20 protein-coding genes and 2 tRNA genes are annotated in these 23428 nt (G+C 60.1%); 4 read left to right on the top strand and 18 right to left on the bottom strand.

All coding sequences use genetic code 11. The features are described from left to right. Positions 1-410: 410 nt before the first annotated feature. The 9 genes from OSA81_12355 to OSA81_12315 form a co-directional block, all read right to left on the bottom strand. Positions 411-484 (bottom strand) — tRNA-Arg (locus OSA81_12355). A gap of 429 nt (positions 485-913) precedes the next feature. Then, on the bottom strand, positions 914-1519 hold the full coding sequence (locus OSA81_12350; protein ID MDE0899801.1) for a VTT domain-containing protein: 606 nt from the start codon (positions 1517-1519) through the stop codon (positions 914-916). After that, positions 1516-2193, bottom strand: coding sequence for a protein-L-isoaspartate(D-aspartate) O-methyltransferase (locus tag OSA81_12345; protein MDE0899800.1), 678 nt, complete (start codon positions 2191-2193; stop codon positions 1516-1518). The genes OSA81_12350 and OSA81_12345 overlap by 4 nt, the downstream gene beginning before the upstream one ends. Continuing rightward, entirely contained in the window at positions 2175-2918 is a 744-nt protein-coding gene (gene surE / locus OSA81_12340) for a 5'/3'-nucleotidase SurE (protein MDE0899799.1), read from the bottom strand. The genes OSA81_12345 and surE overlap by 19 nt, the downstream gene beginning before the upstream one ends. 8 nt (positions 2919-2926) lie before the next feature. After that, the gene (locus OSA81_12335) at positions 2927-3298 is read right to left on the bottom strand and encodes a MerR family transcriptional regulator (GenBank protein ID MDE0899798.1); all 372 of its coding nucleotides are present in this window, start codon (positions 3296-3298) and stop codon (positions 2927-2929) included. An 11-nt stretch (positions 3299-3309) separates the two neighbouring features. Further along, positions 3310-4323, bottom strand: a complete 1014-nt coding sequence (locus OSA81_12330) for an NAD(P)-dependent glycerol-3-phosphate dehydrogenase (protein MDE0899797.1) — start codon at positions 4321-4323, stop codon at positions 3310-3312. Then, the gene (gene plsY, locus OSA81_12325) at positions 4320-5003 is read right to left on the bottom strand and encodes a glycerol-3-phosphate 1-O-acyltransferase PlsY (GenBank protein ID MDE0899796.1); all 684 of its coding nucleotides are present in this window, start codon (positions 5001-5003) and stop codon (positions 4320-4322) included. Before plsY ends, OSA81_12330 begins: the two co-directional genes overlap by 4 nt. 3 nt (positions 5004-5006) lie before the next feature. Further along, entirely contained in the window at positions 5007-6338 is a 1332-nt protein-coding gene (der, locus tag OSA81_12320) for a ribosome biogenesis GTPase Der (GenBank protein ID MDE0899795.1), read from the bottom strand. Beyond that, entirely contained in the window at positions 6335-7606 is a 1272-nt protein-coding gene (locus OSA81_12315) for a DUF512 domain-containing protein (GenBank protein ID MDE0899794.1), read from the bottom strand. Before OSA81_12315 ends, der begins: the two co-directional genes overlap by 4 nt. A gap of 275 nt (positions 7607-7881) precedes the next feature. On the opposite strand from OSA81_12315, the gene OSA81_12310 reads away from it, so the two are divergent. The 4 genes from OSA81_12310 to OSA81_12295 all read left to right on the top strand — a co-directional run bounded on the left by OSA81_12310 (position 7882) and on the right by OSA81_12295 (position 12660). Next, positions 7882-9204: a M23 family metallopeptidase gene (locus tag OSA81_12310; GenBank protein ID MDE0899793.1), complete on the top strand. Its 1323-nt coding sequence runs from the start codon at positions 7882-7884 to the stop codon at positions 9202-9204. A gap of 327 nt (positions 9205-9531) precedes the next feature. Next, positions 9532-9604: transfer RNA gene (locus tag OSA81_12305), tRNA-Gly, on the top strand. Between the two features lie 613 nt (positions 9605-10217). Then, positions 10218-10823, top strand: a complete 606-nt coding sequence (locus OSA81_12300) for a hypothetical protein (protein ID MDE0899792.1) — start codon at positions 10218-10220, stop codon at positions 10821-10823. A 460-nt stretch (positions 10824-11283) separates the two neighbouring features. Then, positions 11284-12660: a hypothetical protein gene (locus tag OSA81_12295; protein MDE0899791.1), complete on the top strand. Its 1377-nt coding sequence runs from the start codon at positions 11284-11286 to the stop codon at positions 12658-12660. Between the two features lie 763 nt (positions 12661-13423). Here the strand turns inward: OSA81_12295 and OSA81_12290 are convergent. The 9 genes from OSA81_12290 to OSA81_12250 form a co-directional block, all read right to left on the bottom strand. Continuing rightward, positions 13424-14845 carry a tetratricopeptide repeat protein gene (locus tag OSA81_12290; protein MDE0899790.1) on the bottom strand — a complete coding sequence of 474 codons (1422 nt, stop codon included), beginning with the start codon at positions 14843-14845 and terminating at the stop codon, positions 13424-13426. Between the two features lie 194 nt (positions 14846-15039). Continuing rightward, the gene (uvrC, locus tag OSA81_12285) at positions 15040-16866 is read right to left on the bottom strand and encodes an excinuclease ABC subunit UvrC (protein MDE0899789.1); all 1827 of its coding nucleotides are present in this window, start codon (positions 16864-16866) and stop codon (positions 15040-15042) included. Positions 16867-16873: 7 nt separating this feature from the next. Beyond that, on the bottom strand, positions 16874-18469 hold the full coding sequence (gene murJ / locus OSA81_12280) for a murein biosynthesis integral membrane protein MurJ (GenBank protein MDE0899788.1): 1596 nt from the start codon (positions 18467-18469) through the stop codon (positions 16874-16876). Then, positions 18453-18737 (bottom strand): hypothetical protein, encoded by a 285-nt coding sequence (locus OSA81_12275; GenBank protein ID MDE0899787.1) that lies wholly within the window; start codon positions 18735-18737, stop codon positions 18453-18455. The genes murJ and OSA81_12275 overlap by 17 nt, the downstream gene beginning before the upstream one ends. A 63-nt stretch (positions 18738-18800) precedes the next feature. Continuing rightward, the gene (gene bshC / locus OSA81_12270) at positions 18801-20411 is read right to left on the bottom strand and encodes a bacillithiol biosynthesis cysteine-adding enzyme BshC (protein ID MDE0899786.1); all 1611 of its coding nucleotides are present in this window, start codon (positions 20409-20411) and stop codon (positions 18801-18803) included. Continuing rightward, the gene (locus OSA81_12265; protein ID MDE0899785.1) at positions 20389-20850 is read right to left on the bottom strand and encodes a 23S rRNA (pseudouridine(1915)-N(3))-methyltransferase RlmH; all 462 of its coding nucleotides are present in this window, start codon (positions 20848-20850) and stop codon (positions 20389-20391) included. The genes bshC and OSA81_12265 overlap by 23 nt, the downstream gene beginning before the upstream one ends. A 5-nt stretch (positions 20851-20855) precedes the next feature. Next, a complete protein-coding gene (locus tag OSA81_12260) occupies positions 20856-21902 on the bottom strand; it encodes a tetraacyldisaccharide 4'-kinase (GenBank protein ID MDE0899784.1) in 1047 nt (348 codons plus the stop codon). After that, positions 21899-22525: a lysophospholipid acyltransferase family protein gene (locus tag OSA81_12255; GenBank protein ID MDE0899783.1), complete on the bottom strand. Its 627-nt coding sequence runs from the start codon at positions 22523-22525 to the stop codon at positions 21899-21901. The genes OSA81_12260 and OSA81_12255 overlap by 4 nt, the downstream gene beginning before the upstream one ends. After that, positions 22522-23428, bottom strand: a 907-nt coding sequence (locus OSA81_12250; protein MDE0899782.1) for a hypothetical protein, incomplete at its 5' end; no start/stop codon positions are given. The genes OSA81_12250 and OSA81_12255, both read right to left, overlap by 4 nt.

Genomic DNA, 23428 nt, shown 5'->3' with positions numbered 1-23428 from the left:
CCCAACACCTATGTACCAACCAATGACGGAGATAATAAAGCCTCGCCCCCGGCCCTGGCCGTCATCAGGAACAGGCGCCTAAACAGCGTTGCACTTTTAGTCCCACTACGTTCAGTTCAGTTCAGTTCAGGAGGTGGGGCACGTATGCCTGCCCGCAGTGTCTGCCTAGTGACATTGTCCCTATCCGAAGCTGGACCCGGACGCTTCGGCGGCCAGGTATCCGTCACAGACATCTACCATACCATACCATACCATACCCCGTGCCTTCCGTTGTTTACGCTACCAGCGACACCCACGCCAACAGCGTACCGGTTCGATCGCTGGCTGGTTGACGACTTGATGACTTCTGTCCCAAGCAAGCGAAAGTCCCACAATCTCCTAAGTGCTTGCCGGACAACCTCTTACCTAAGTGCCCCCGAGAGGACTCGAACCTCTGGCCTGCTGCTTAGGAGGCAGCCGCTCTATCCACCTGAGCTACGGGGGCTAACATTTTGTCCTGCAGATACTTCCGTAACTTTTGTATTTTGGCTCTAATCCCAAACTGTGCCAAAAAACTGTTGTGCTCCTAATTACCCTGGACCACGCTAGGGAACAACAATGCACGCCGATCAGGACCGAATCGCCCTACCCAACTGACTGGACCAACGAAGTGGCGACGTGGAAAACTGGACGCGCCACTATCGTAGGTCAACGACACAGAGAGGAGATGGAGAGGCGTAAGAAGAAGACAGACGAGCGCCTGATTGTGTGGCGAAATGGGAGGGCCTACGGTGGCTTCCGCTCCTACTCGGACGAGGGAGGCATCCGCAAGGCTCTCGCTCCCCGACGGTGACCCGCCGTGCGTCGAACGCAATTTCGACCTTGAAGCATGCGGGAAACAAATGTTTTCGGAGCCCCGCCGCGGCCCGCTGGGCTAGAGCAGGAACTCGATGACGAGGAATCCTCCTACGAACAGCAAGCTGAATAAGATTACGAGCTTGTCGAAGTGCTGATCGATGAACCGCTTGATCGGCGCGCCGAACTTGTATACAAGTCCTGCGATCAGGAAGAAACGGAATCCTCGGCTAAGAATTGACGCCAGTACGAAGCTCCCGAAATTGATCCCGAATACCCCCGACGCCAACGTGAACACCTTGTAGGGGATCGGGGTGAGCCCGGCAAGGAACACAGCGGCGAAGCCATGCTCGTTGTAGAAGGCCTGCACCCCATCAAATGCCTCCTGCGAGACACCTGGCACATAGTTGAAGAACCACGGCTCCAGGAGAGTCCACGCGCCTGCCCCAAGTGCGTATCCGAGAACCCCACCCGCAACCGACGCGAGCGTAGCAATCGCGGCAAAGCGAAGAGACCGCTTGGCTGCGCCAAGACAAAGCGCGAGCAGTAACGGATCGGGGGGTAACGGAAAAAACGAAGACTCGGCGAACGCGATAAGAAAGAGCGCCGAGACGCCGTAGGGTGTGTCCGCCCAATGCAGCACCCAGTCGTAGAGCCTTCGGAGCGGATTCGGTCGGTCCGTCACCCTCCCGCCTCATCATTCCACGCGAATCGGCCAAGCAACGGCACGAAAGTGACCTCGCCCTCCACCTTCTCCTCCGTGACAGCAAATCCGGACTTTTTCACCAAGACAAGCTCCTGTGTGTCCCGGGCACCCACAGGAATAATCATCCTGCCACCATCGGCGAGTTGGTCCACAAGTGCCTGAGGGACCGAAGGTGAAGCCGCCGACACGACGATCACATCAAAGGGGGCGTACTTCCGCCACCCGATGGTACCGTCGCCCACAAGCAGTGCAGTGTTCTTCACACCAAACGCATCAAGGGCCTTCCGAGAGCGCTGAGACAGTTCGCGCACTCTCTCGACCGAGTAGACTCGATCGGCCATCAGGCACAACAGCGCGGTCAGGTATCCGCACCCAGTCCCGATTTCGAGGACCTTGTCGTCAGTAGTCGGCCGCAGGATGGTCAGGTAGTGTGCCTGGAGCGACGGCTGAGATGCAGTTTGGCCAAACCCAATCGGAATCGAGCTATCCTCATATGCCCTCGGACGCACACCCTCGGGCAGGAAAATATGTCTCGGCACCCGGTCGAAGAGTTGGAGAATCTCCAGATCATCAACGCCTCGGGCGCGGATGTCCTCGATGAGTTTTCGACGGTACGCGACGTATCGGGTATCGGTCAAAGCGTCAGATCCCACGTGCGGATATCCTCGAGCAGCTTGTAGTTCGTGAGATCTAGATGCAGTGGCGTCACGGAGACGTAGCCGTCATCAACAGCTTGGAAGTCCGAGTCCGCGGGTCCTCTCCAGTGGACGGCCCCGCCGCCAATCCAGTAATACTCTTTGCCCGACGGGTCATTAGCGCGCGTGATCGAATCTGCGTATCGGCGTCGGCCCAGTGATGTAACCCGGATGCCCTTCACCTCGGACGGGGGAATCGCCGGCAGGTTCACATTGAAGAGCGTGTCTTCCGGAAACGAGCCCTGCTTCAGGATCGAGGAGATGACGCCAACGACGAGATCTTCGCATCCGTCGAGTTCCTCCGGGAATTCACCGCAATAGGATAGGGCGATGGCGGGGATCCCCATGACGGTCGCTTCCATCGCGGCTGCTACCGTCCCTGAGTAGAGAACGTCCTCGCCCATGTTCGATCCATGATTCACGCCAGACACACACACATCTGGGCGCACCTCAAGCAGTTCGTTGACCGCCAGGATCACACAATCGGTGGGGGTGCCGTCGACAATCCAGGCTGCGTCCCTCGACCGTCTCGCACGCAACGGATAGTGCAATGTAAGAGAATTGCTCGAGGCACTCTGCTCCCGGTCGGGGGCGACAGTCGTAACGGACCCGAGGCGTGCCGACGCCCGGGCCAAGACATCGATGCCCCGAGAGAGATACCCGTCATCATTCGTGCAGAGAATGTTCAGGGTCAGCTTCCCGGCACCGGTGGTGACAGAAGGTCGCGAAGCTCTTCGAGCTCGCGCTTGATGCCCGTCAAAAATTCAGGCGCAACAACGTCATGGCCCTCAGACCGGAGCCCGCCTTCGCGGCGCATGTCGATGAGCTTCTGATTGGCTCCTTCGATCGTGTATTTCTCGTCGTACAGCAGCGTTTTGACCAGTAGTACCACTTCGACGTCGCGGGATCGATACACCCGGTTGCCTGCGCGATTCTTGGTCGGGTTCAATACGTCGAATTGGGTCTCCCAATATCGAAGCACGTGAGGCTTCAGATCGGAAAGGTCACAGACCTCCCCTATTGAGTAGTAGACCTTCTTCGCTATGGGATGGTTCGCGTCCATTTCGCCTCCCCTCAAGACCACACTTCGGGCTTCGGATCCCGCAACATCAGGGCGCGCACAGCCTCAGCAGGGCTGCGCCCCTCTCCTACGATCGCGTGCACCTGCTCGGCGATCGGCATCTCTACTCCGTGACGCTTTGACAGCTCATACACTGCCCCCGCCGTCTTCACGCCTTCGGCAACGGCAGTCATGTCCGCGAGGATATCGGCCAGGCGTTCCCCCTGCCCCAGGCGGTACCCGACTGTCCGATTCCGACTCAAGGACCCGGTGCATGTGAGCACGAGGTCGCCCATTCCAGCGAGTCCGTAAAAAGTAGCCTGACTAGCTCCCATCGCGACCCCGAGCCGGGCCATCTCAGCGAGTCCTCGCGTCATGAGCGCTGTAGAGGTGTTGTGTCCATGACCGAGCCCGGCTGTGACACCAGCCGCGAGGGCCACCACATTTTTGAGGGCCCCACCCAACTCCACGCCGATCACATCGAGATTGGTATAGACTCGAAACCAGGGCGTCTGGAAGGCAGCCTGCACCCAGGCGGCCGTGGCCTCGTGTCGGCTCGCCACAACCACGGCGGTGGGGGCACCCTCCGCGACCTCTTTCGCGAAGCTCGGACCAGAAAGAGCGCAGAACCTTTGCATGATCTCAGGAGCGACCACGTCAGTCAGGACCTCGTCCATTCGCCGGAGAGTGCCCAGCTCGATCCCCTTGGATGCGCTTACAAGCACTGCGTCGGACCGTAGATACGGGGCAGCCTGAGACATCACAGCCCCAACAACCTGCGACGGGCTCACGGACACCACCAGCTCGGCATCCTGGACCGCTGTTGCAATTTCGGTTTCGGCTCGCAACGACCGAGGCAGGTCGACCCCAGTCAAGTACGGGTTCTCGCCCCTCTCGTTGATCGACTCGGCGACATCGTCCTCGTAGGACCAGATCCGGACGTCATGACCACTCTCAACAAGAGTCATCGCGAGAGCCGTACCCCATGAACCTGCGCCAATAACAGTCGCCCGAAGGGGAGCCGTCATATCGTACCCGTTCGAGGTTGTTCGGGATCGCCCGGGGTGATTGCAGGAGCGGGCTCCCTTTCATCAGGAGCCTGCGACGGACGGGTTCCGCGGACACCGAAACGGTTCTCCTCGCCGCGGCGTAACCTCCCGATGTTCGCCCGATGCTTCCAGACCACGAAGACGGCAAGTGGAGCCGAAAAGAGAACGAGAGCGTCCCCGCCCTGATGAGGCGTCAAATAGATGAGGAAAGGGAGGGTGCCTGCCGAGACGATCGATCCAAGGGATACGTAGCCCGTGGGTAAAGTGAAGCCGAGCCACAGGACGAACCCAGCGAGTACTGCCAGAGGGGCAAATCCCAGGAAGACCCCCGCGCTCGTGGCCATCCCCTTTCCGCCCTTGAAGCCCACCCAGAAGCTGAACATGTGGCCCAGAATCGCCGCAATCCCGTAGGCAAAGGCCCATTCGAATCCGGCGCCCACCAGGTCCGCGAACAGCCACACCGGAATCCATCCCTTTGCGACATCGACGAAAACCACGGGAAGCGCTGACTTCATACCCAAGACACGTAACGCATTGGTGGCACCGAGATTACCTGACCCGTGCTCACGTAGATCCAAGCCGTGGAACACCCGCCCAACCCAATAACTGGTCGGCGTCGCTCCAAGGAGATACGAGAGCCCGAGGAAGGCATAGATCACGCTTTAGTCGTCGTCCTTGCCGCCACGAAGGCGAAGTCGGATCGGCGTTCCCATGAACGTCCATGCGTCGCGGAAGCCGTTGTGCAGGTACCGAACATAGTGCGCGGGGATCGCCTTCGGGAAGTTGGAAAAAAGTGCGAAGGTGGGGGGCCTCACAGAGACCTGGGTCCCATATTTGACCTTTACCGGGCGGCCACGATGATGCGGCGGTGGCTGACGGCGCACGAGTTCCTCCAGGATCTCGTTGACCTCGTGCGTATCAATGCGGCGGCTTCTCTCTGAGTTCACGTCGAGAATGAGGTCGAGGCACTTCCGAATCCGCAGGCCCGTCATCGCCGACGTGAACACCATTGGGACCCATTGCAGGTCCGGAATGCGTGCCCGCACCTTTTTCTGCCAGTCTGGGGCCGTCATGGTGTCCTTCTCGACCAGGTCCCACTTGTTGGCGAGCATAATCACCCCCCGACCGGCATCCCAAGCCGCCTGCATGATGCGAACGTCCTGGGCGTGTAACTCCTCCTCACTGGCATCGACGAGGACCACACAGACATCGGACGAGATCACGACTCGCTCGGTCCGAAGCGCGCTGTAGTATTCGAGGCTGTCCTTGACCTTCGACTGCCTCCGAAGCCCCGCCGTATCGACGAATACCAAAGTTTTGCCGTGGTATTTGAACTGGGTATCGATCGGGTCCCTCGTGGTACCCGCAATCTCAGAAACGACAACGCGGTCCTCGCCCACGAGGCGATTCACAAAGCTGGACTTGCCCACGTTCGGCTTCCCGACGATCGCTACCCGAATCAGGTTCTCGTCGTCCTCGAAGTCTTCGGCGGGTGGCAACGCCGCAAGCACGCGATCCAGCAGGTCACCGGAGCCCTTTCCGGACAGCGCACTGACAGGAACGGGCTCGTCCATGCCGAGCGACCAGAAGTCCAGATGACTCTGATCGGTGGGCAGGTTGTCGACCTTGTTCACCACGAGGACAACCGGCGTTGCGGTCTTCCGGAGGACCTCCGCTAACCGTTCGTCCAGGGGATGTACGCCGGCCTTACCGTCCACGAGGAACATGATCACGTCCGCTTCGTCGACCGCGTGCATCGCCTGCTCCCGGATCGAACGGTCGAGCCTGTCGTCGCTTCCTTCTATCACACCGCCCGTATCGACGATGTAAAATTCACGACCGGCCCAGTCGGCCCGAGCGAAATTTCGGTCCCGGGTTACACCCGGCTGATCATCTACGATCGCCAGGCGCTTTCCGATGATCCGGTTGAAGAAGGTCGATTTTCCGACGTTGGGTCGGCCTACTACAGCCACTACGGGCAGGTTTCCACTCATGCGGACTTCAAGGCCTCTGTGATCTCGTAGCCCGTGCGGATCTCGGCCGGCCCGAGCCGTGCCGTGAAATCACTCAGGGGTACGTTGTCGATAAATAAGTTGTCACCGTTCAATGCCTCGGCTGGAAGCACGATCACATCTCCCGAGCGTCCTTCACCGAGGGTGTTCAGGATGTCTTGACCGCCTAGGAGGCCCGCAATGGTCACGGACTCTCCGAAGTAATCATTGCGAACCTGGACGACTTCGACCGTTGCGCCTGTGGCTGCCTCGAGTCGGTCGGTGCGCTCGCGGATGAACGGGGCCATGGAGCCACCCGTCACAAGTCGAATCCTGCCGCCGTCACGACGCGGTACTGAGCTGACGCCGGCGTCGAACAGGTCCACAAAACGACGGATCGAGCCCACTCCGTTCTCATAGAGCGCACCGTCGTCGTAATAGGCGACATCCGGGACTTCTCGCCCTGCGATTAGGTACATCTCGTCCGCGGCGTAGCACCAGCCGTTGCTTCGCTCAGCCAGCCCTCTCACACGGGCTTCATCCACGCGATCGATCGCTTGCGCCGCCTCATCCGGATTCAACAGCCGGACCGGATTTTCCAAGTTGTACCGGGTCAGCCCGACTGGAACTACAGAAAGCGACGAAATCGCCCCGCCCAGCCCCCACAGATCCTCGATCGTCCGATCGAGATGGGCCCCATCGTTCCACTCCGGGCAGAGCACGATTTGTGTGTGGACCTCGAGCCCCCCAGCGATCAACTCTCGTAGTTGATCCATGATGAGGCCCGCGCGCTGGTTCACCAACAGGCGTTCCCGAACCTCCGACTCTGTCGCGTGGACACTTACATACAGGGGAGAGATCCGCTGGTCGACGAGCCTTTGGAGGCCCTTGGGGCCTAGGTTCGTGAGCGTGACGTAGCTCCCGTATGTGAACGAAAGCCTGAAATCATCGTCTCGGAGCCAGAGCGTCTTCCGCGCGTCCTGCGGATTACCATCGATGAAACAGAACACGCATTTGTTGGCGCACTCCCGAATCGTATCGGGCGCAGGCACGATCCCGATCGGATCACCGGGATCTCGTTCGATGTCATAGACGATCGTCTCGCCCGCCGGATTCACGGTCTCGACTTCGATCTCGGTGTCTGACAGGAGAAACGTGAGGTCGATACCATCACGCACGCGTTCGCCGTTGATGCGTACGACACGTGAGCCGATCTCGAGATTCAACTCGTCGGCGATACTTCCGGCTTCGATTTCGGCAATGCGGACCACGGAAAAACCTGCACGGGGATGCGAGCGGGAGGCGTCGCGAGAAGTCAAAAAGCTAACCGTGGCAACGGGTAGTTCCAATTTGAACGATATGGGAGAGGAATCGCAGTCCCAAGAGGACGGCGTTGATCTTGACCCAGCCGCGAGGACAGCCACAGCTTCGAACCCCGGAATGCAAAGTCCTAGTCTCATCGAAGAGGAGAACGGATGACCGTACGCCGCTCCAGATCAATGAGCGTGAAGTGGGGAATGTGATGCGGGGAAGACGGACACTATGGGTGCCGGCCAGTATGGTCGCGCTCGGGCTTGTAGCCTGCGAGCAAGCGGAGCAGGTGCATGATCGCTTTCGCGACCTGACGCCGCATGAGGCCTATCAAGAGAGTCTTTCCGATGCGGGGCTCGCGGAAACTGCCCTAGGGCGTGACTGGCTCACCGCAGGCCGCTCCGCTGTCGATGCGGCGGCTCCGGTCAGCCTCCCGTTCGAGGAGGAGGGCTTCATCGCGGCCGAAGATCCGGGAGCGATGGCGTATCGGGTCACCGTCGGGCGTGGCCAAAAGTTGTTTGCAGAGATCGAGCTCGAGAGCGAGGATGGCGCAAAGGTCTTCGTAGACCTTTTCAGAGTCCCTGCATCAGAGGGTGACCCGCCTAGGCCGATTCTATCTTCCGACTCCGTGCCGGGAGCGTTCGTGCACGAGCCATGGCGCGGCGGAGACTTCATTCTTCGGCTTCAGCCTGAGCTCCTGCGCGGAGGCCAGTACCGTGTTCGGCTTCGGCTCGATGCCCAGCTCGCCTTCCCCGTCGAAGGCCACGGCATGCGAGCCGTGCAAAGCGTGTTCGGCGTCGAGCGTGAAGGGGGCCGCCGACGTCACGATGGGGTCGACATCTTCGCGCGCCGCGGCACACCCGTGCTCGCGACGTCGGCAGGTGTGGTCAATCGGGTAGACGTGACCAATCTGGGCGGCAAGGTAGTCTGGCTTCGGGACCCGGTTCGGAACTCAAACATCTACTTCGCTCATCTCGACAGCCAGCATGTGGCGAACGGAGATCGCGTGCAGACCGGGGACACGCTCGGGTTCGTCGGAAATTCCGGAAATGCGCGAACAACCCCGCCCCATCTCCATTTCGGTGTCTACCGCCGAGGTGAGGGTCCGGTTGATCCATCTCCCTTCCTGCGAACGACATCGGGAAGGATGGCCGACATGACCGCGGATCTCGATCAGCTCGGGTCATGGGTTCGTCTTCGGAATGACGGAATCCGACTCCGGGCCGCCCCTAGTGCTCGCTCGGATGTGCTCCGGGAGATGCTTCAATACACCCCGCTTCGCGTTCTCGCCGGGTCCGGAGGCTATTACCGTGTCCGGCTTCCGGATGGCACCCAGGGTTATGTGGCCGCTCGCCTGACGGAGTCAGCGGACCAGCCTGTGTCTTCGCAAGTCGTGGCTAGCGGAGAGTCCGTTCGTGCCCGTCCGGCCACAAACGCTCCGGTGATAGCTCAATTCGCCGCCGGGACGGAGGTTCCAGTCCTCGGACGGTTCCAGGGCTATCTCTACGTCCGATCGCCGGACGGCACCACCGGTTGGATCGCGGACGGTCAGCAGTAGTCCCCACCATCCTGCCGCCCCGAGGGTGCGCGAATAGGCCACTGCGCCGGAGTCGACCGGCTGATCGGACGCGACACAGCTACACCCGATGAGCGGGAAGAGCGTGAGCCAGCGGAGACTGCCCCACCGATCACCCCCGTGGGAAGTGACATCAACGCGGAGCGTGACCCAGAACGCGACCAAACGTCGCAGTCGGCCTGTAAGGAGGCTCCGCAGCATGGGAGGCGTTGTGATCACATCCTAATAATCACTTACGAGAGCGGAAGGCTCCACTCTACACCGTAATTTTCTTGACCACCCCAAACCCTCTACTACATTTCGCCGTATGCGGGAGTAGCTCAGCTGGTAGAGCATCAGCTTCCCAAGCTGAGGGTCGCCGGTTCGAGCCCGGTCTCCCGCTCTGTGGTAAACGAAAGCCCTGGTAGGACTTAGAGTCCGACCGGGGCTTTCGCGTTCACCAGTTGTCACAAAAACTGCTTCAGCTGCCTCATCGACCGAATCGACTCGCCAAGCGCGTCACGTCCGTGCGCAGCGCTGCCTCGTCGGAGCGCACCTTCTTCACACGACGCGGCGTCGTGCGCGGCTGACCCAAGACACGACACCCCCGCCATCCCAAGTCGCTGTCGGGCGCACCCGGACACAGTCGTCAGCGTTGGTCGGATCGGAATGCGGGCACTTGACCGCCGTATCAGCAGAGTGTGCCACCCGTCGCGCAAAAGCCATCCGAATCACGGTCCAGAAGACGAAGGCCCGCTTCGGACCACCGGCCTCAAATCCCTACGCGGCCCGAGATGAACCGCCGGAATCGCAGACTCTTTTGCGGGGTGCGCTCAACTGCTGCTGAGCGCACGTTCACGGTACCTGTCAGTGATTGAATCGCATGCAGTTAAGGGGCCCCTTCCTATAGGAGAAGGAGGCACAGATAAGTAAGATACAATACGTCCGCTTCAGGCCTTGGGTATGGCCTCTAGCCGTCCATTAGGTAAAGAGTGTTAACACACAGGAGCTATCTCATGAAGTTATTCAAGCCCCTCCCGGTATTCCTCGTTTCCATTCTGTTGGCTGCATGCGGCCCTGTGGAGCAGGAAGGGGAAGAAGCGCAGATGGCAGAGCTGGCTTCGGCAGAAATTACTGCTGAGTCATCAACAGAAGATAAGGTTACTAGTGCGATGAGCGCTGCCTCGAACGTTGTTTCTCAAGGTGCGACGGTGTTGGACTGGCCGGCTGCTGAGGGCGAAGATCCGGCGGTGCTCAGAGAGGGCGATAACGGTTGGACTTGTTTCCCAGACAGACTCGTTACCCCTGGCCTTGATCCGATGTGCTTTGACACTCCTGCGATGGCCTGGGTAGGCAGCTGGATGACGGGTATGGAGCCCGAAATTGAGACGATGGGCTTGTCCTACATGCTCATGGGCTCTTACGACAACAGCAACACGGATCCCTTTGCGGGCCCGCCTGAGAATCCCGCGGATGGCGTGATCACAGGTCCCCACGTAATGATTTTTCCGGTCGATGCTGCAACCTTGAAGGGCATGAATACGGATCACACGACTGGTGAACCTTACGTCATGTTCCAGGACACACCCTGGGCTCACCTCATGATGCCTAGCACTAATTAAGGAAGTCTTTGCGGGCTTTCTTATTTTGGGCTGTCAGGACCATACGTGGCTCTCGATAGTTTCCCCGGCATACTCGAATCTCCTTGTCTTCGAGTGTGCCGGGGAGTACCCCACTCTGGAAACTTGTCGGCAGGCTGCACTCCAACCCCGGCGCCGGTTGGGCCTGACCGCCGCGCCCAACTCGATGGTGTGGGCGGCATGACCGCGCCGGCCTACGCCGCGCGCTGCACTCGCAGCCAGAAGGTGAACTACCCGAGCACCACGAAGGACGGTCGTTCGGATGCGAACCAAAACTGGCGCCGCGCTGTAACATGAACTCGGCACGCCGACGCGGCCGGAACAGAGCCTGTCGTTGTGGAATCGATGAGCAGCCGGGAGCAGCGGCACAAAATGATCAACCTTATTGCTCAATTGAGGTTCATTTATGAGAATAGTTCTTCACCCAATTGGAGCGTTGTGCATGAAGAGGGTAGCAGCGGGACTTGGACTGATCGCATTCCTAATGGTTTTGGCAGGCGGGTCGCTGGCCGCACAGGTTGGCGAACGTCCCCGAGACACGGACTACACCGACGACGCGGAAGACGCGATCGACGATGCGGAGGACGAGGATGATGAGGCGAAACGCCGTCAATACTACGTTATTGCGCTGACGGCCGCACAGGCGGAAATTGCCGAAAATCCGAACAATCCGCTCGGGCATCGCCTCGCCGCTATGGCCTCCCTCGAGCTTGAGCAATATGCCGAGGCAGGAGCTCACTTCGACCAGGCACAAGAGCTCTACCCGCTCTACGAGTTCGAAGATGCGGAACTGCGCGAGCGGACTTGGATCGACCTCTATCAGGAAGCTTCGCCACTGGTTTCCGCGGGAGACTACGAAGGAGCCACGGCCATCTTTGAAAATGCGCACGCGATTTTCCAGGACCGCCCTGAGATCATGGTGACACTCGCCCAGCTATACGGCTCCCTTGGCGATTACGAGCGGTCGATTGTGTTTATCGAGCAAGTGGGTGTGTTCATGAATTCGGAGGCTGTTGCTGCTAAAGATTCTGCAACGGTCGCCGACTGGCAGGACCAGGCGTCCGTGCTACCCCTCCTCCATGCACAGACCCTTGCTGGTTCGGGCCGCTCGGCTGAGGCCGCCGATGCCTACCGCTCACTCAGTGAGGCTGATCCGAGCAACATGGAGCATATCCGGAGCCTGGCGACGGTCCTGATGGATTCGGGCGATGAAGCCGCAGCGCTCTTAGTGTACGCTGACTTGCTCTCAAAGCCTGGTCTTAGTGGACCGGACCTCTTCTCGATCGGAGTTGGCTTCTATCAAGCGAGCGACTGGGTGAACGCCGTACGCTCCTTTAGCCAGGCGGTCGAACTGAACGCCACTGACCGAGACTCAGCGGAAATGTGGGCCCGTACCCTGCTACTGGATGAGCTGTTCACCGACATTCCCGCTGTCGCAGAACAGTGGGCTGCCTTGGATCCGAATAGCCAGAACGCCTACCTGATTTGGGCGCAAGCTGCGAATAAGAATGGTGACACCGAGGCCACGCAACAGACCATGGGCATTGCCCAGAACATGGAGGTCGCCGTTGATCAACTCCAGTTGCAGCGCTTTGGCGCAGGCGGCGGAAACGTCAGCGGAAACGTGGTAAACAAGACGCTTGAGGAGGGGACGTCGGTGACTCTGACCGTCACTTTCTATGGTACGAGTGGCTCGCCAATCGGCACAGTGACGTCATCGGTTACGCTCGCCGCCGCAGACATGGCCGAGCTCTTCAACGCTCAGTTCGACTCAGCAGAGCTGATCGGTGGTTACAGCTATGAGCTTACTGTCGGGTAACGCCCCGCGTGGTGCGTATGCGTGACTGAGAATGAAGGAGTGCTAGCTCTTCAGAATGGCGAAAGCCCCGGCTGGACCAAGTGTCTGGCCGGGGCTTTCGCTTGCCCGCGCCTTCCGGCCTTAGATCAAGGGGGGGGATTACGAACCTCATCAGTGCTTACAATGTGACAAGGCCTCGCTAGCTGAGTCTGCGGGACAACTCCTTATCGGACACAGCATCGCTCGCCGGCCTGACCAGCCTGACCTTCCTGGGTCTGCAACACAATTCGGGCAGTGATGTCATTCCATTGACTCCCCTGAGGAACCTCGAAGATCTAAACATGGACGAACCCGGGGAGACAATGCGATCAAGGGTATCTCACGGCTCAGTGCTTTTACCCGGTTGACGCACCCTCGATCGCGAGCGGCTCGGTTGCCGACATCGGCCATCCGTTCGAAGTGCTCGGCCAGCTCACGGAAGAATACGGCGTTGAGCTAAGCCTCAATGACCACGAAGGGTTTCCTGCTGCCGAAGGCAGGTTCATCATCGGCCGTGACGTACCACCTCCCCCCACGGTGCCGAGAATCAAGCCCGCGGCCTCAGGCATCCTTATCACGAGACTCTCCCGATTTCTGGACGGAACCCTGGGGTCGATCGCCCTGATGGTCGCTCTCGAAATCAGCACCCAGAACTCCGTTACCGAACTCCAGCCCCGACGACATAAGACAAAACGGACGGCCCGGCTCCCACCGAACCGCCCGTCCTCACATCGTTAGACCGAAGTCACCCCAGGATTTCGTATCCATACCCGCCGACCGGCTCGGCTGAATCGAACTGTATCTGAAAAACCTGCCCCATGTCGATCATCCCGGCAGAAACAGCTTCAGTCACACTACCTATAGGGGTGCCATCATTCGCGTAGAAGGTGAAGCGAAGCAAAACCCTCGCCCCCTGTTCGAGCGTCTTGTTAGCCAAGGACCCGCTAACAGCGGCACCACCGTTTCCGAGGCGACTGAGTTGTAGATCGTTCACTGTCACCTCCAGCCCGTCGACAGCTTGGATCGCCAACTGGGTCCTCTCCGCGTCACCGGTCTGGTTCGCAGACTGCGCCATGATCAGATAGGCGTTCTGGCTGTTTGGGTCGAGGTCTACCCAGCGCTCGGTGACCGGCGGCAACTCTGTCCACATCGAGTCGAGCTGGAGCGAACGTGCCCACATCTCGATCGCATCCCGGTCGTTGACGCTCGCAGTAGCAGCGCCCTCGAACGCGGCTGCCGATCGCGCATAGTCGCTCCCTTGATAGAAACCCACGCCGATCGCAAAGAAGTCCGCCGCCATTAGTCCCGGCATGGTGAGCATTTCGTCGTACATCTGAGTCGCCTCGCTACGGTTCCCCATCTCGAGGAGGATGGCCGCGAGGCCGCGTTTCAACTCGATATCGTCAGGGTTCGCAGCCGACATATGACGATATGTCTCCACAGCGTCCTCAAAGCGTCCTGCGTCGGCAAGCACCTGCGCTCGGAGCATAGGCAGATCGGCCATCTGCTCCCGCCAGCCCTGGACTGTGACGGAATCCATCGTCGCAACGACGTCCGACCCCATGAACGCCAGCGCGGCATCGAAGTTCTCGACCGCCTTATCGTGCTCGCGGAGCTGCGCGTAGATCTTACCGAGCGTGATCATTACTTCCGGACGACCCGAGTAAATCACGTTCGCGTTCTCGAAGTGGGTCGCCGCGGTGGCATAGTCCCCCGACTGTACGTACGGAGTGGCCTCTTGGTAGAGGTCGAGCCAAGCAGCCTCCCGAATTCCGACGAGGTCGAACTCGTAGAGCGGGCGGAGATCCTGTGCCTGATCGAAGTGGCCTGACGCGCCCACGTAGTCATCCAGTCCCATCGACGCCACTCCAGCGAGGCGGTGCGCGAGCGGGTTCTGTGGGTCCTCCGTGATAGCAGATTGAGCAGCCGACACGGCCTGGTCATAGTGGCCGCGCGCCTCAGCGTCTGATGCCGCGTCCTCCGCCGCTTCGATGGCGTTCTCTGCCGCACGGGTGAGGTCAGTGTTGCGGGGGCTAAAGCCCGCTCCGCTCCCCCCCACACTGGACATCACGTCGCTCGAGCCAACATCACCGCCGCCGCCAGATGCACATCCGACGAGGCCGAGCCCGATCGCTATGACCGAGACGAGTCCGTAACGGATCTTCATCCAGGGTTCCTCCATTGGGGTCAATATTACATACCGACCGAGTAATTTAGAAAGCCTTGAAAACGTGGCCAAGACCTTGCTCCCGGCCCTAGTGACTCCAGGTAATCCAACCATCCAACTGCCGGCAAGAGCCCGTCATCTCGGCCGCACGCCTTTGATACGGCACCCCCACCAGGTGTTGGATGAATCCGGCCTCAGCGCCCCAGGTACGTCAGAATTCGACTCGCTAACGCCTCCGAAAAGCCCGGGATGCGGGCAATTTCATCGCGGGTGGCCTCTTTCACACCCTTGAGTGAGCCAAAACGACGCAAGAGCACACTCTGGCGCTGCGGACCGATGCCGGGAATCTCCCCCAAATCGCTACGGATAGTCCGCTTCTTTCGCAGCTTCCGGTTGTACCGAACGGCGAATCGATGTGCCTCGTCTCTGCAGCGTTGTAACAGGTGCAGGGCGCGATGTCTGCGGTCCAGCCGAACTGGCTCAGACTGACCTGGGAGAAATACCTCCTCTTCCTTCTTGGCGAGGGAAATGACCGCCACGTCGCCGAAGTCAATCTCCGCTAGCGCGTGCAGGGACGCGGAAAGTTGCCCCTTTCCGCCGTCGATGACCGCGAGATTGGGAATCGGCTGTCCTTCGTCCCGCTGTCGTCGAAAATACCGCCTCACGACCTCGGCCATCGACCGATAATCGTCATTCCCCCACGTGCCCTTCACACGCATGTGACGATACATGGCCCGTCGGGGCTCTCCGTTCTCGAACACGACGGCGCTCCCCACGGTATCACTACCTTGCATATGGGAAATGTCAAAGCAGACGATGAGTCGCGGGACGACCTTAAGGTCGAGTTCGTCCTGAAGGCTGAAGAGCGCTTCCTCGGCACGATCCGCCGCGTAGGCCATAGCCGTGACTCGGTCCTCTAGGACTTGGCGGGCGTTCTGTTCCGCCAAGTCCACGAGTCGAAGCTTGTCGCCTCGCTGGGGGACGTCTACCGAGACGACTCGACCCGCAGATGCCGTGAGAATTTCCCCCAGGAGCGCTCGATCTTCGAAGTCGCACGCCAGAAGTACTTGCCGAGGGAAGTCCGCCCCACCCGCAGCACCGTTGCCGAGGTAGTGGCGTGACACGAGCGAACTCAGCAGGTCTTCGTCCGATTCGTTGAGAATCTTCGCGAACCGCTGGGATTCTCTCCCAAGCAGCAGACCGGATCGTATCTTCAGGACTACCCCTGCCCCGATCTCTCCGTCGCGAGCAATCGCGACGACGTCCAGGCTTCCTCCCTGCGCATTGTGCACTCGCTGCTGCCCCGCGATCCCGTCGAGGCCGCCCAGGGCATCACGCATATTGGCGGCCCTTTCGAAATCCAGCGCCGCGGACGCATCCTGCATCCGCTCCTCGATCACGGACCGCAGTCCCTCGGTGTCACCCTCGAGGATCCGGATGATCTCATCAATCATCCTTCGATAGTCCTCCTCCGTCTGAAGGTCGACGCAGGGAGCCTTGCACCGGCCGATGTGATAGTCCAGACAGGCGCGCTCGGGAGCCTCCTTCGGGAGCTTGTACCGACACGACCGGACGGTATGGAGCCTCTTAATCAACTCGAGTGCCTGCCGCATGGGTCCGACGGACGTATACGGACCGAAATAGCGACTCCGGTCGTTGGTGACCCGGCGTGTGACGTAGACCCGGGGGAACGGCTCTTGTACGGTGACCTTGATGTACGGGTAATTCTTGTCGTCCCGCATGAGGATGTTGAAGCGCGGGCGATGCTCCTTGATGAGGTTCGCCTCGAGAATCAGCGCCTCCCCTTCACTGCCGACGACAATCGTCTCCACGTCATCGATCAGCCTTACGAGCTCTCGATTCTTCGGAGAGAGGTCGGCTTCGCGATGGAAATAACTCCTCACCCTCGGCCGGAGTGCCTTCGCCTTCCCCACGTACAAGACCTGATTGCGATCGTCCCGAAACAGATAGACGCCCGGCTGCGTCGGCAGGTTGGCGAGGCGTTCCCGTTCTACAGGCACGGTGATGTCAGATCAGTGGAGCGTTCGCGCGCCGGAATAGCGGCGATTCAAGACCAAGCACAGCTGTCGCGACCAGATAGACTGCCCCGAACGGAATCAGCGTTTCCAGAGCGATCAGAATCGGATGGGCACTAGGCAGCAGAACCTGAAGGAGCACTCCGACCGCACCGGCGACCGTGGCCGCCAGCATGAGACGCAGTATGGTCCCGGCGGACGGGCCGTGTGGCCCGACCAGCCGATGCAACGCCCGTCGCAGAAGCAGGTATTCCAACCACGCCCCGGCGGACGACCCGACCGCCAGCCCGGCAGCTCCGAGCCGGAGCGTTGAGAATCCCAGCTGATCGGCAGGAATCATCAGGCTCAGGCCAACTGCGACGGAGGTCGCAACCCTGATGTAAGCGATCCGTGCCGGGGTCCGCGTGTCCCGCAAGGCGTAGAACGCAGACGAAAGCACACGCGAGCTCGCGGACGCCGTGAGCCCGAGCGAATAGCCGGCAAGGACACCCCATGTGATCAACGACTGTACATCCCCAAACGCACCGGTCTGGTAGAGGGCTGCAACGACGACATCCCCGAGCAAGAGATAACCCACGGCCGAAGGGATCAGGAAGTAGAGCGCACGTTCCGTGGACACACGAACCCGTTCGCCGAGGAGCTTTGCGTGCTCACCCCGCATACGAGCCATTTCAGGCAGTTCCGCAGCAGCGACGCCCGTGCCGAACAGGGCGACAGGGAGATTACTGAACGTCTGGGCATATCCCATAACCGCCACGGCCCCGGGCATGAGCGTGCCAGCAAGGATCAGATCTAGGTATCCGCTGATGTTCACGACCCCGCGCGAAGCGACCACCGGGACGAAGTTCCGAACGGCCTCTGGGACTCCCGCGACACCCCGGCCGAGGGACAGACGCATCCCTTTCGTGTGCCGGAGCAAGAAGGGGACCTGTACGAGAAGCGTCAGCGCTCCGCCGACGAGTGCACCCCAGGCGAGCGCCACGACGAGATCTCGGCCTTCGAGACCGAAATACAGCGCGCCACCGGTCAGCGCCGTGATCATCGTCAGATTCCAAAACACTGGAGCGACGAAAGACACGAAGAAAACGCGGTGACTGTTCAGGATTCCAAGCGCCCAGGCCGAAATCACGAACAGGCCGGTCATCGGAAAGAGGATCCTCACCAGAACGACTGTCACTTTTCTCGTTTCTGGGGACCAGGTCCCGAGGACCCCGAAGATCAACTCGACCAATAGCGGGGCTAACGCGATCCCGAGGAGGGCGATTCCCGAGGCGAGCAACGTCAGGATTCCGAGCGCGGCGCCAGCGAACCGAGCTGCCTCTTCCTCCCGACCCTCTTCAATGAACTCGGCGTAGACCGGGATCATCGACGCCGACAACGTTCCCTCACCCAGCAGGTTGCGGATGACGTTCGGCATCTTGAGGGCCGCCCACCACGCGTCTGCAAACCCTCCAGACCCGAAGTAGTGCGCGAAAACACGCTCGCGCACAAAGCCGAATATCTTGCTGATGAAGATCCCGGTGGCCACAATCGCGGCTGCCCGACGCCCATCGGGTTGGCCTTCTGCCGGCTTAGGCTGGGTCGTCACTTGGCGGAAGTACCCCACCCTCCGAGTTCTTCCCTTCCGTCAGCAGTTGATGCACGAACTGGCCTTCTTCGGCGAGGCGCATGACTTCGTTCGCCAGCCGTTCGACCTCCCCTTCCAGATACGCGATACGTTCTGCGTCCAGATCGGACGCCCCATCCAAGCGTGGCTGTTCTAGCCTCGACGCCAGCGCGCGGCCCAACTGCGAATCGAGAACGATCGCAACGAGTGGGATCATCAACACGAAAATTAAGAACAGCTGAGTAAACATGACCAGAAGTTAGATCGGGAAGAGAACGGGAAACAAGCTCTCTGGCTCACCTACACGCCAGACTCAATCGAGATTCACTGTAAATGCTTCATGCAAACGTTCAAGAACCGAGCCACCGTAACGAGTCAAGTAGTAGATCGGGCTCTGCACACGCTCCGCGGGGCTACCATTCGGGAAAAGGTGAAGCTGGGCCTTCTCCAGCTGGGAGAGCGTGATCTCGCTCTCCCGCTTGACCGCCTGTGTGACCTTCTTCTCGACGTCATCGAGCGCAGTGAACGCAGAACTTCTTAAATACTGGACCGGCCCCTTGAGGGTCGGGTCGACCGCCGTAGCAGCTTTCTGAAGCTCACCAACGCCGGCTCCGAGCGATCCCCGAAGATTTCCGATTGCAGCCCGCACGTCGTCCGGAACGCCTTCTCGAGCCAACTCCGTGGAGATCTCGTGGAACGGACGATTCAGAGATTCGATACCTATGTCGAATTTCGTCAACACTTTTCGAATTTTTGTTTCCACGATAGTGGCCGCAAAACGGGGGAACACGATCGGCATTTCGATATCGTGTGCTTCGAAGTAGGCCCGCAACTGAGCGAAGTAAGCCATTTCTCCCGGCCCGCCCACATAGGCCAGCGTTGGAAACACAGCACTCTCGACGACAGGACGAAACAGCACGTTTGGACTGAGCGTAGTCGGGTCTGTCTCGGCGGCCTTACGAATCTGGGCGGCGTGCAGAGGCTTTCCTGACGTTCGGAGTCGGAAGCCATCGCCATCGCGATAGATCCGCTCGCGACCGGCAGGTCCTTCCAAGAAGAGATTCACACCCGATGGCATGATGGGAACCTGCAGATCGTACCCCGATGCTTCTAGGGCATCAGCCGTGGAACTCAGAACCCCCTCGAGCTCTTCGGCACGTTCCAATTCAGCCAGCAGTAGCTCAGTGGAGTGTTGTTTCACCGCGGGATGCGCCGCATCAGTAAAGAAGAGCCCAAAGGGCCCGAGCAGCTTCTGCATCAGTGCATGGAAGCCTCCGGGCATGGTACACCCTTCCGAAAATCCACTTCGAAGCAACTCGACGTATTCTGCACTAAAGTCATTATCAGGAATGCTTTGAATGAATGACTCAAGGACGTCGCTAGCTTCAGCCCCGAACTCGATTCGGTGCAACGGAGGGGAACGGTCCCCTTCAAGCGGAGGCAGTTCGTAGCGCCGCAGCTCATTGTCGGTTCCAATGAGATCTGCGTGATTGGCCTCCGCCCAGTCATGGTCATCAGACGCGACCCAGAAGACGGGAATGACCGGGCGACCGAGTCGCTTCTCGAGCGTTTCCGCAAGGCGAACGGCAGTCAGAGCCTTGTGGAGGCTGTACATCGCGCCCCCATAGAGCCCCGGCTGCTGGCCAGTCGTAACCATATATCCGCCCTTCTCGACAAATGCGTCGAGGCGTGACGCATCGCCGTCTTCCGGGATAATGATCGCTTCCACTGCTCGCTCGCGGGCAGCACGGTCGAAACGGCGGTCGACCTCAGCAGCCTTCTCAATAAATGAGGAGAAATCATCGAAAGGTCGGCCGAAGAACGCCGGACTGGCCCCTTCGCCCGAGAGATAATCCTGCACGACCCTCGCTCCGCGAGGACGAGATACGATCAACTCCATGTCAGCCTTTATGGTACGGTTCACCGCGCAGAATCGTGCCTGCGCGATAAAGCTGTTCTGCGAGAAACAGGCGGGCCATTTCATGCGGAAGCGTCATTGTCGACAGCGACAACTTCCGGCGGGACCTTTTCAACACGTCAGCCCCGAGCCCGAAAGCGCCCCCGATGACGAAAGCGACACCAGCCGAAGCTCGAATCCCGTGCTCTTCGAGATACCTTGACAGTTCCCTCGAGTCCATGCCCTTCCCATCCCGGGTCATCGCTACGACATCGATCGTGGGCGGGATCCGGGCAAGAATCCTTTTTCCTTCGGCGTTTCGCACCGCGTCAGGCGACGAGTCACGCGCCGGGGCTCCAGAGGCAACCTCGATCACCTCGAACTTCCAGTAGCGGCGGGCACGCTTCTCATATTCGACTACCGCGTCGGCCATCTCTCCCCGGACTCGCCCTACGACGACCAGCATGACCTTCATCGAGCGACCACTGTCAGAATCGCGTCACGCACGTCCTGCTCACCCCAATCCCAGACGATCCGCTGGCTCAGCACCCACGTGTCGGTCAGGACGTCAGCGAACGGCTCGAGCTTCACGGCATCCTTCTCCGTGACCAGCAACGGCCGAGACTTCGCCCTTCGCCGGGCCTTCTCCGCGTCTTCGCTGGTAAACTCATAGTGGTCACCGAACGCGATCAGGTCTGCACGCTCGCACACAGCCATCACTTGAGCGATGAGTGGCGTGGGACGGGCGATGGCGGTCAGAACGAAGGGATCCCAAAGATCTGACAGCGCACGGACACCCTCACCCCGCCCCGAGGCTGGTTCCCAGCCCGGGGTCAGCTGAACTACGTCACCGGGCGCGAGCCACACTCCACCAGCCACGAGATCCTCGGCGACACCCGGCAAACTCCTCACGATCTTCACCTTCTCTCTGGAGAAGTCCTCCGGAGCGATGCGCCGGGTAACTAGGAGCACGTCGGTCCGGTCCAGGGCGGTCGGACCTTCCCGATAGGGGCCGCATGGCAGGAGCCGAGCAGGAAACCGATCCTCGGCGCTCACCAATAGTATGTTCAGCGCCCGGGCGAGACGCTGATACTGATACCCATCGTCCAGGACGGCCACATCACATCCGGCGTCCCGTGCCCGTCTGGCGGTCACAATCCGGTCCCGGCCGGACTCGATCGTCAGGTCAGGAGTCCACGCACGGTGCAAAAGCTCCTCGTCTCGGCCGTACCCGTTCAGAAGCAACGCGGGCTTGGCACCCGAATGTGCCAAAACCGAGGCCACCCAGGAAGAGATAGGGGTCTTCCCTGTACCTCCAACTGCGAGGTTGCCCACAGAAACGACCGTAAGCCCATCCACATCCATGGCACCCCTTCCCGCATAACGGAGGGCCCTAGACCGTGCCACAGCACCCCATAGCGATGAAATGGGTGTCAGCAACAATGTCAGGAACGCTCCTGCCACACCGAATTGTCCGTCCCACCACCGATAAGCGAAGTCATGGACTCGACGATTCACGTCGTATCCCTAGCATTGAGATCTGCGCCGATGTCCTCAGCCATGACCGCCAACTCCTCTCGGGTCGCATCGCGTGGCACATAGCGTGGGGGGAGGTACTCGATCGTGATCTTCGAGAACGGACGAGGAACCAGGAACCCATCCCAGCTTTTGAAGCGCCATCCTGCAGAAGATTTGACAGCGATCGGGATCACAGGAAGACCCGCAATTTGAGCCGCCGCCAGAGCGCCAGGTTTCAGTACGCATCGAGGGCCCGTCGGGCCATCCGGAGTGACACCCAAGTCGTGACCTGATCGGGCCGCACGGAGCAAGGTTTTTAGGCCCTTGGTACCACCACGCGTGCTGGATCCCCGGGCGGTTCCGAAGCCGTTCCGCTCGAGGATACGAGTGAGGTACTCTCCATCGTCGTGTTCACTTACGAGGGCGACGATGCCCTCGTTGCGATGGTAATGAACCAGCGGCAGGAGGAGACCATGCCACAAGACGAACATGAACGGCTGCTTCTTCTCCCGAAATTGCAGGTAGTGCTCCGGGCCGATGCGCTCTAGGCGGGTGGTGAAGAACCAGCCACTTATCAATCCTGCACCTAGGACACCGGCGCACTCGAAGCGCAGTTCGCTCATAGACCGACCCTGTGGTCCACATCAGACAACAGGTGATCTACCAGGTCCGCGACACGCTCGGCCGCACCGGGCTCGCCGAGTCGGGCACGGACTGTCTCTAGACTCTCCAGTTGATCGCGTCGGGCAGAGCTAGATGTGTCCAGCAGTTCCAAGAGCAAGGGAGCGATGCGCTCTGGGCGCACCTCGCCCTGGATGAACTCAGGCATGATCCGCGCATCGGCGACGAGGTTGGGCAGGCCGATGTGACTGTTTTTCATGACACGCACGGCAATTGCCGCCGTGATCGGGCTGGCGACATAAGCGATCACACTAGGTAATGCTTCCAGCGCCGTCTCGAGCGTCGTGGTACCCGACTTCACTAATCCGGCTGTCGCATAGCGCTGAAGGGCCCGCGTATCCTCCACGGTCGGAAAGCCGATGCCATGGAACGGGAGCGCGCTGACCGATCGGGAACGCGAGAATACGGGGAGGACATCGGGGCGGGCTGCAGTCACCTTCCGTGCGATCGCGGCGAACGGGCCCAGGTGTCGTTTCAATTCTTGTGCGCGCGAGCCCGGGAAGACGGCCAAGAGTGGGCGTTCTGGATCGAGCCCCCATTTCTCGAAGAACTCCGCTCGCGTCGGGACATCATCGGGACGGTCAAGCAGCGGGTGCCCTACGTACGTCGCGTCGACTCCATGGTCCGCCAGGAAATCTGCTTCGAACGGCAGGATCACAGCAACCTGGGCACATTCCACTCCCAGCCTCGCCGCCCTCCCGGCCTTCCATGCCCATACTTGGGGCGCGATGTAGTACAACACCGGTATGCCTCGCCCATGAGCTGCCCGGGCGATCCGCATATTGAAGCCAGGGTAGTCAACAAGGATCACCAGATCGGGGCGTTGTTCGTCGAGGAGCCGTCGG

It is taken from the genome of Longimicrobiales bacterium, from assembly GCA_028823235.1.
GTDB lineage: Bacteria > Gemmatimonadota > Gemmatimonadetes > Longimicrobiales > Gaopeijiaceae > UBA2589.
Note: the sequence above shows the minus strand (reverse complement) of the source record. Positions and strands in the feature narration are given on the sequence as shown.

Coding starts and splice junctions, on each gene's coding strand:
- OSA81_12335 (MDE0899798.1), bottom strand. CDS start 3,298: ATGGACGCGAACCATCCCATAGCGAAGAAGGTCTACTACTCAATAGGG.
- OSA81_12330 (MDE0899797.1), bottom strand. CDS start 4,323: ATGACGGCTCCCCTTCGGGCGACTGTTATTGGCGCAGGTTCATGGGGT.
- der (MDE0899795.1), bottom strand. CDS start 6,338: ATGAGTGGAAACCTGCCCGTAGTGGCTGTAGTAGGCCGACCCAACGTC.
- OSA81_12300 (MDE0899792.1), top strand. CDS start 10,218: ATGAAGTTATTCAAGCCCCTCCCGGTATTCCTCGTTTCCATTCTGTTG.
- OSA81_12295 (MDE0899791.1), top strand. CDS start 11,284: ATGAAGAGGGTAGCAGCGGGACTTGGACTGATCGCATTCCTAATGGTT.
- OSA81_12290 (MDE0899790.1), bottom strand. CDS start 14,845: ATGAAGATCCGTTACGGACTCGTCTCGGTCATAGCGATCGGGCTCGGC.
- OSA81_12275 (MDE0899787.1), bottom strand. CDS start 18,737: ATGTTTACTCAGCTGTTCTTAATTTTCGTGTTGATGATCCCACTCGTT.
- OSA81_12265 (MDE0899785.1), bottom strand. CDS start 20,850: ATGCTGGTCGTCGTAGGGCGAGTCCGGGGAGAGATGGCCGACGCGGTA.
- OSA81_12255 (MDE0899783.1), bottom strand. CDS start 22,525: ATGAGCGAACTGCGCTTCGAGTGCGCCGGTGTCCTAGGTGCAGGATTG.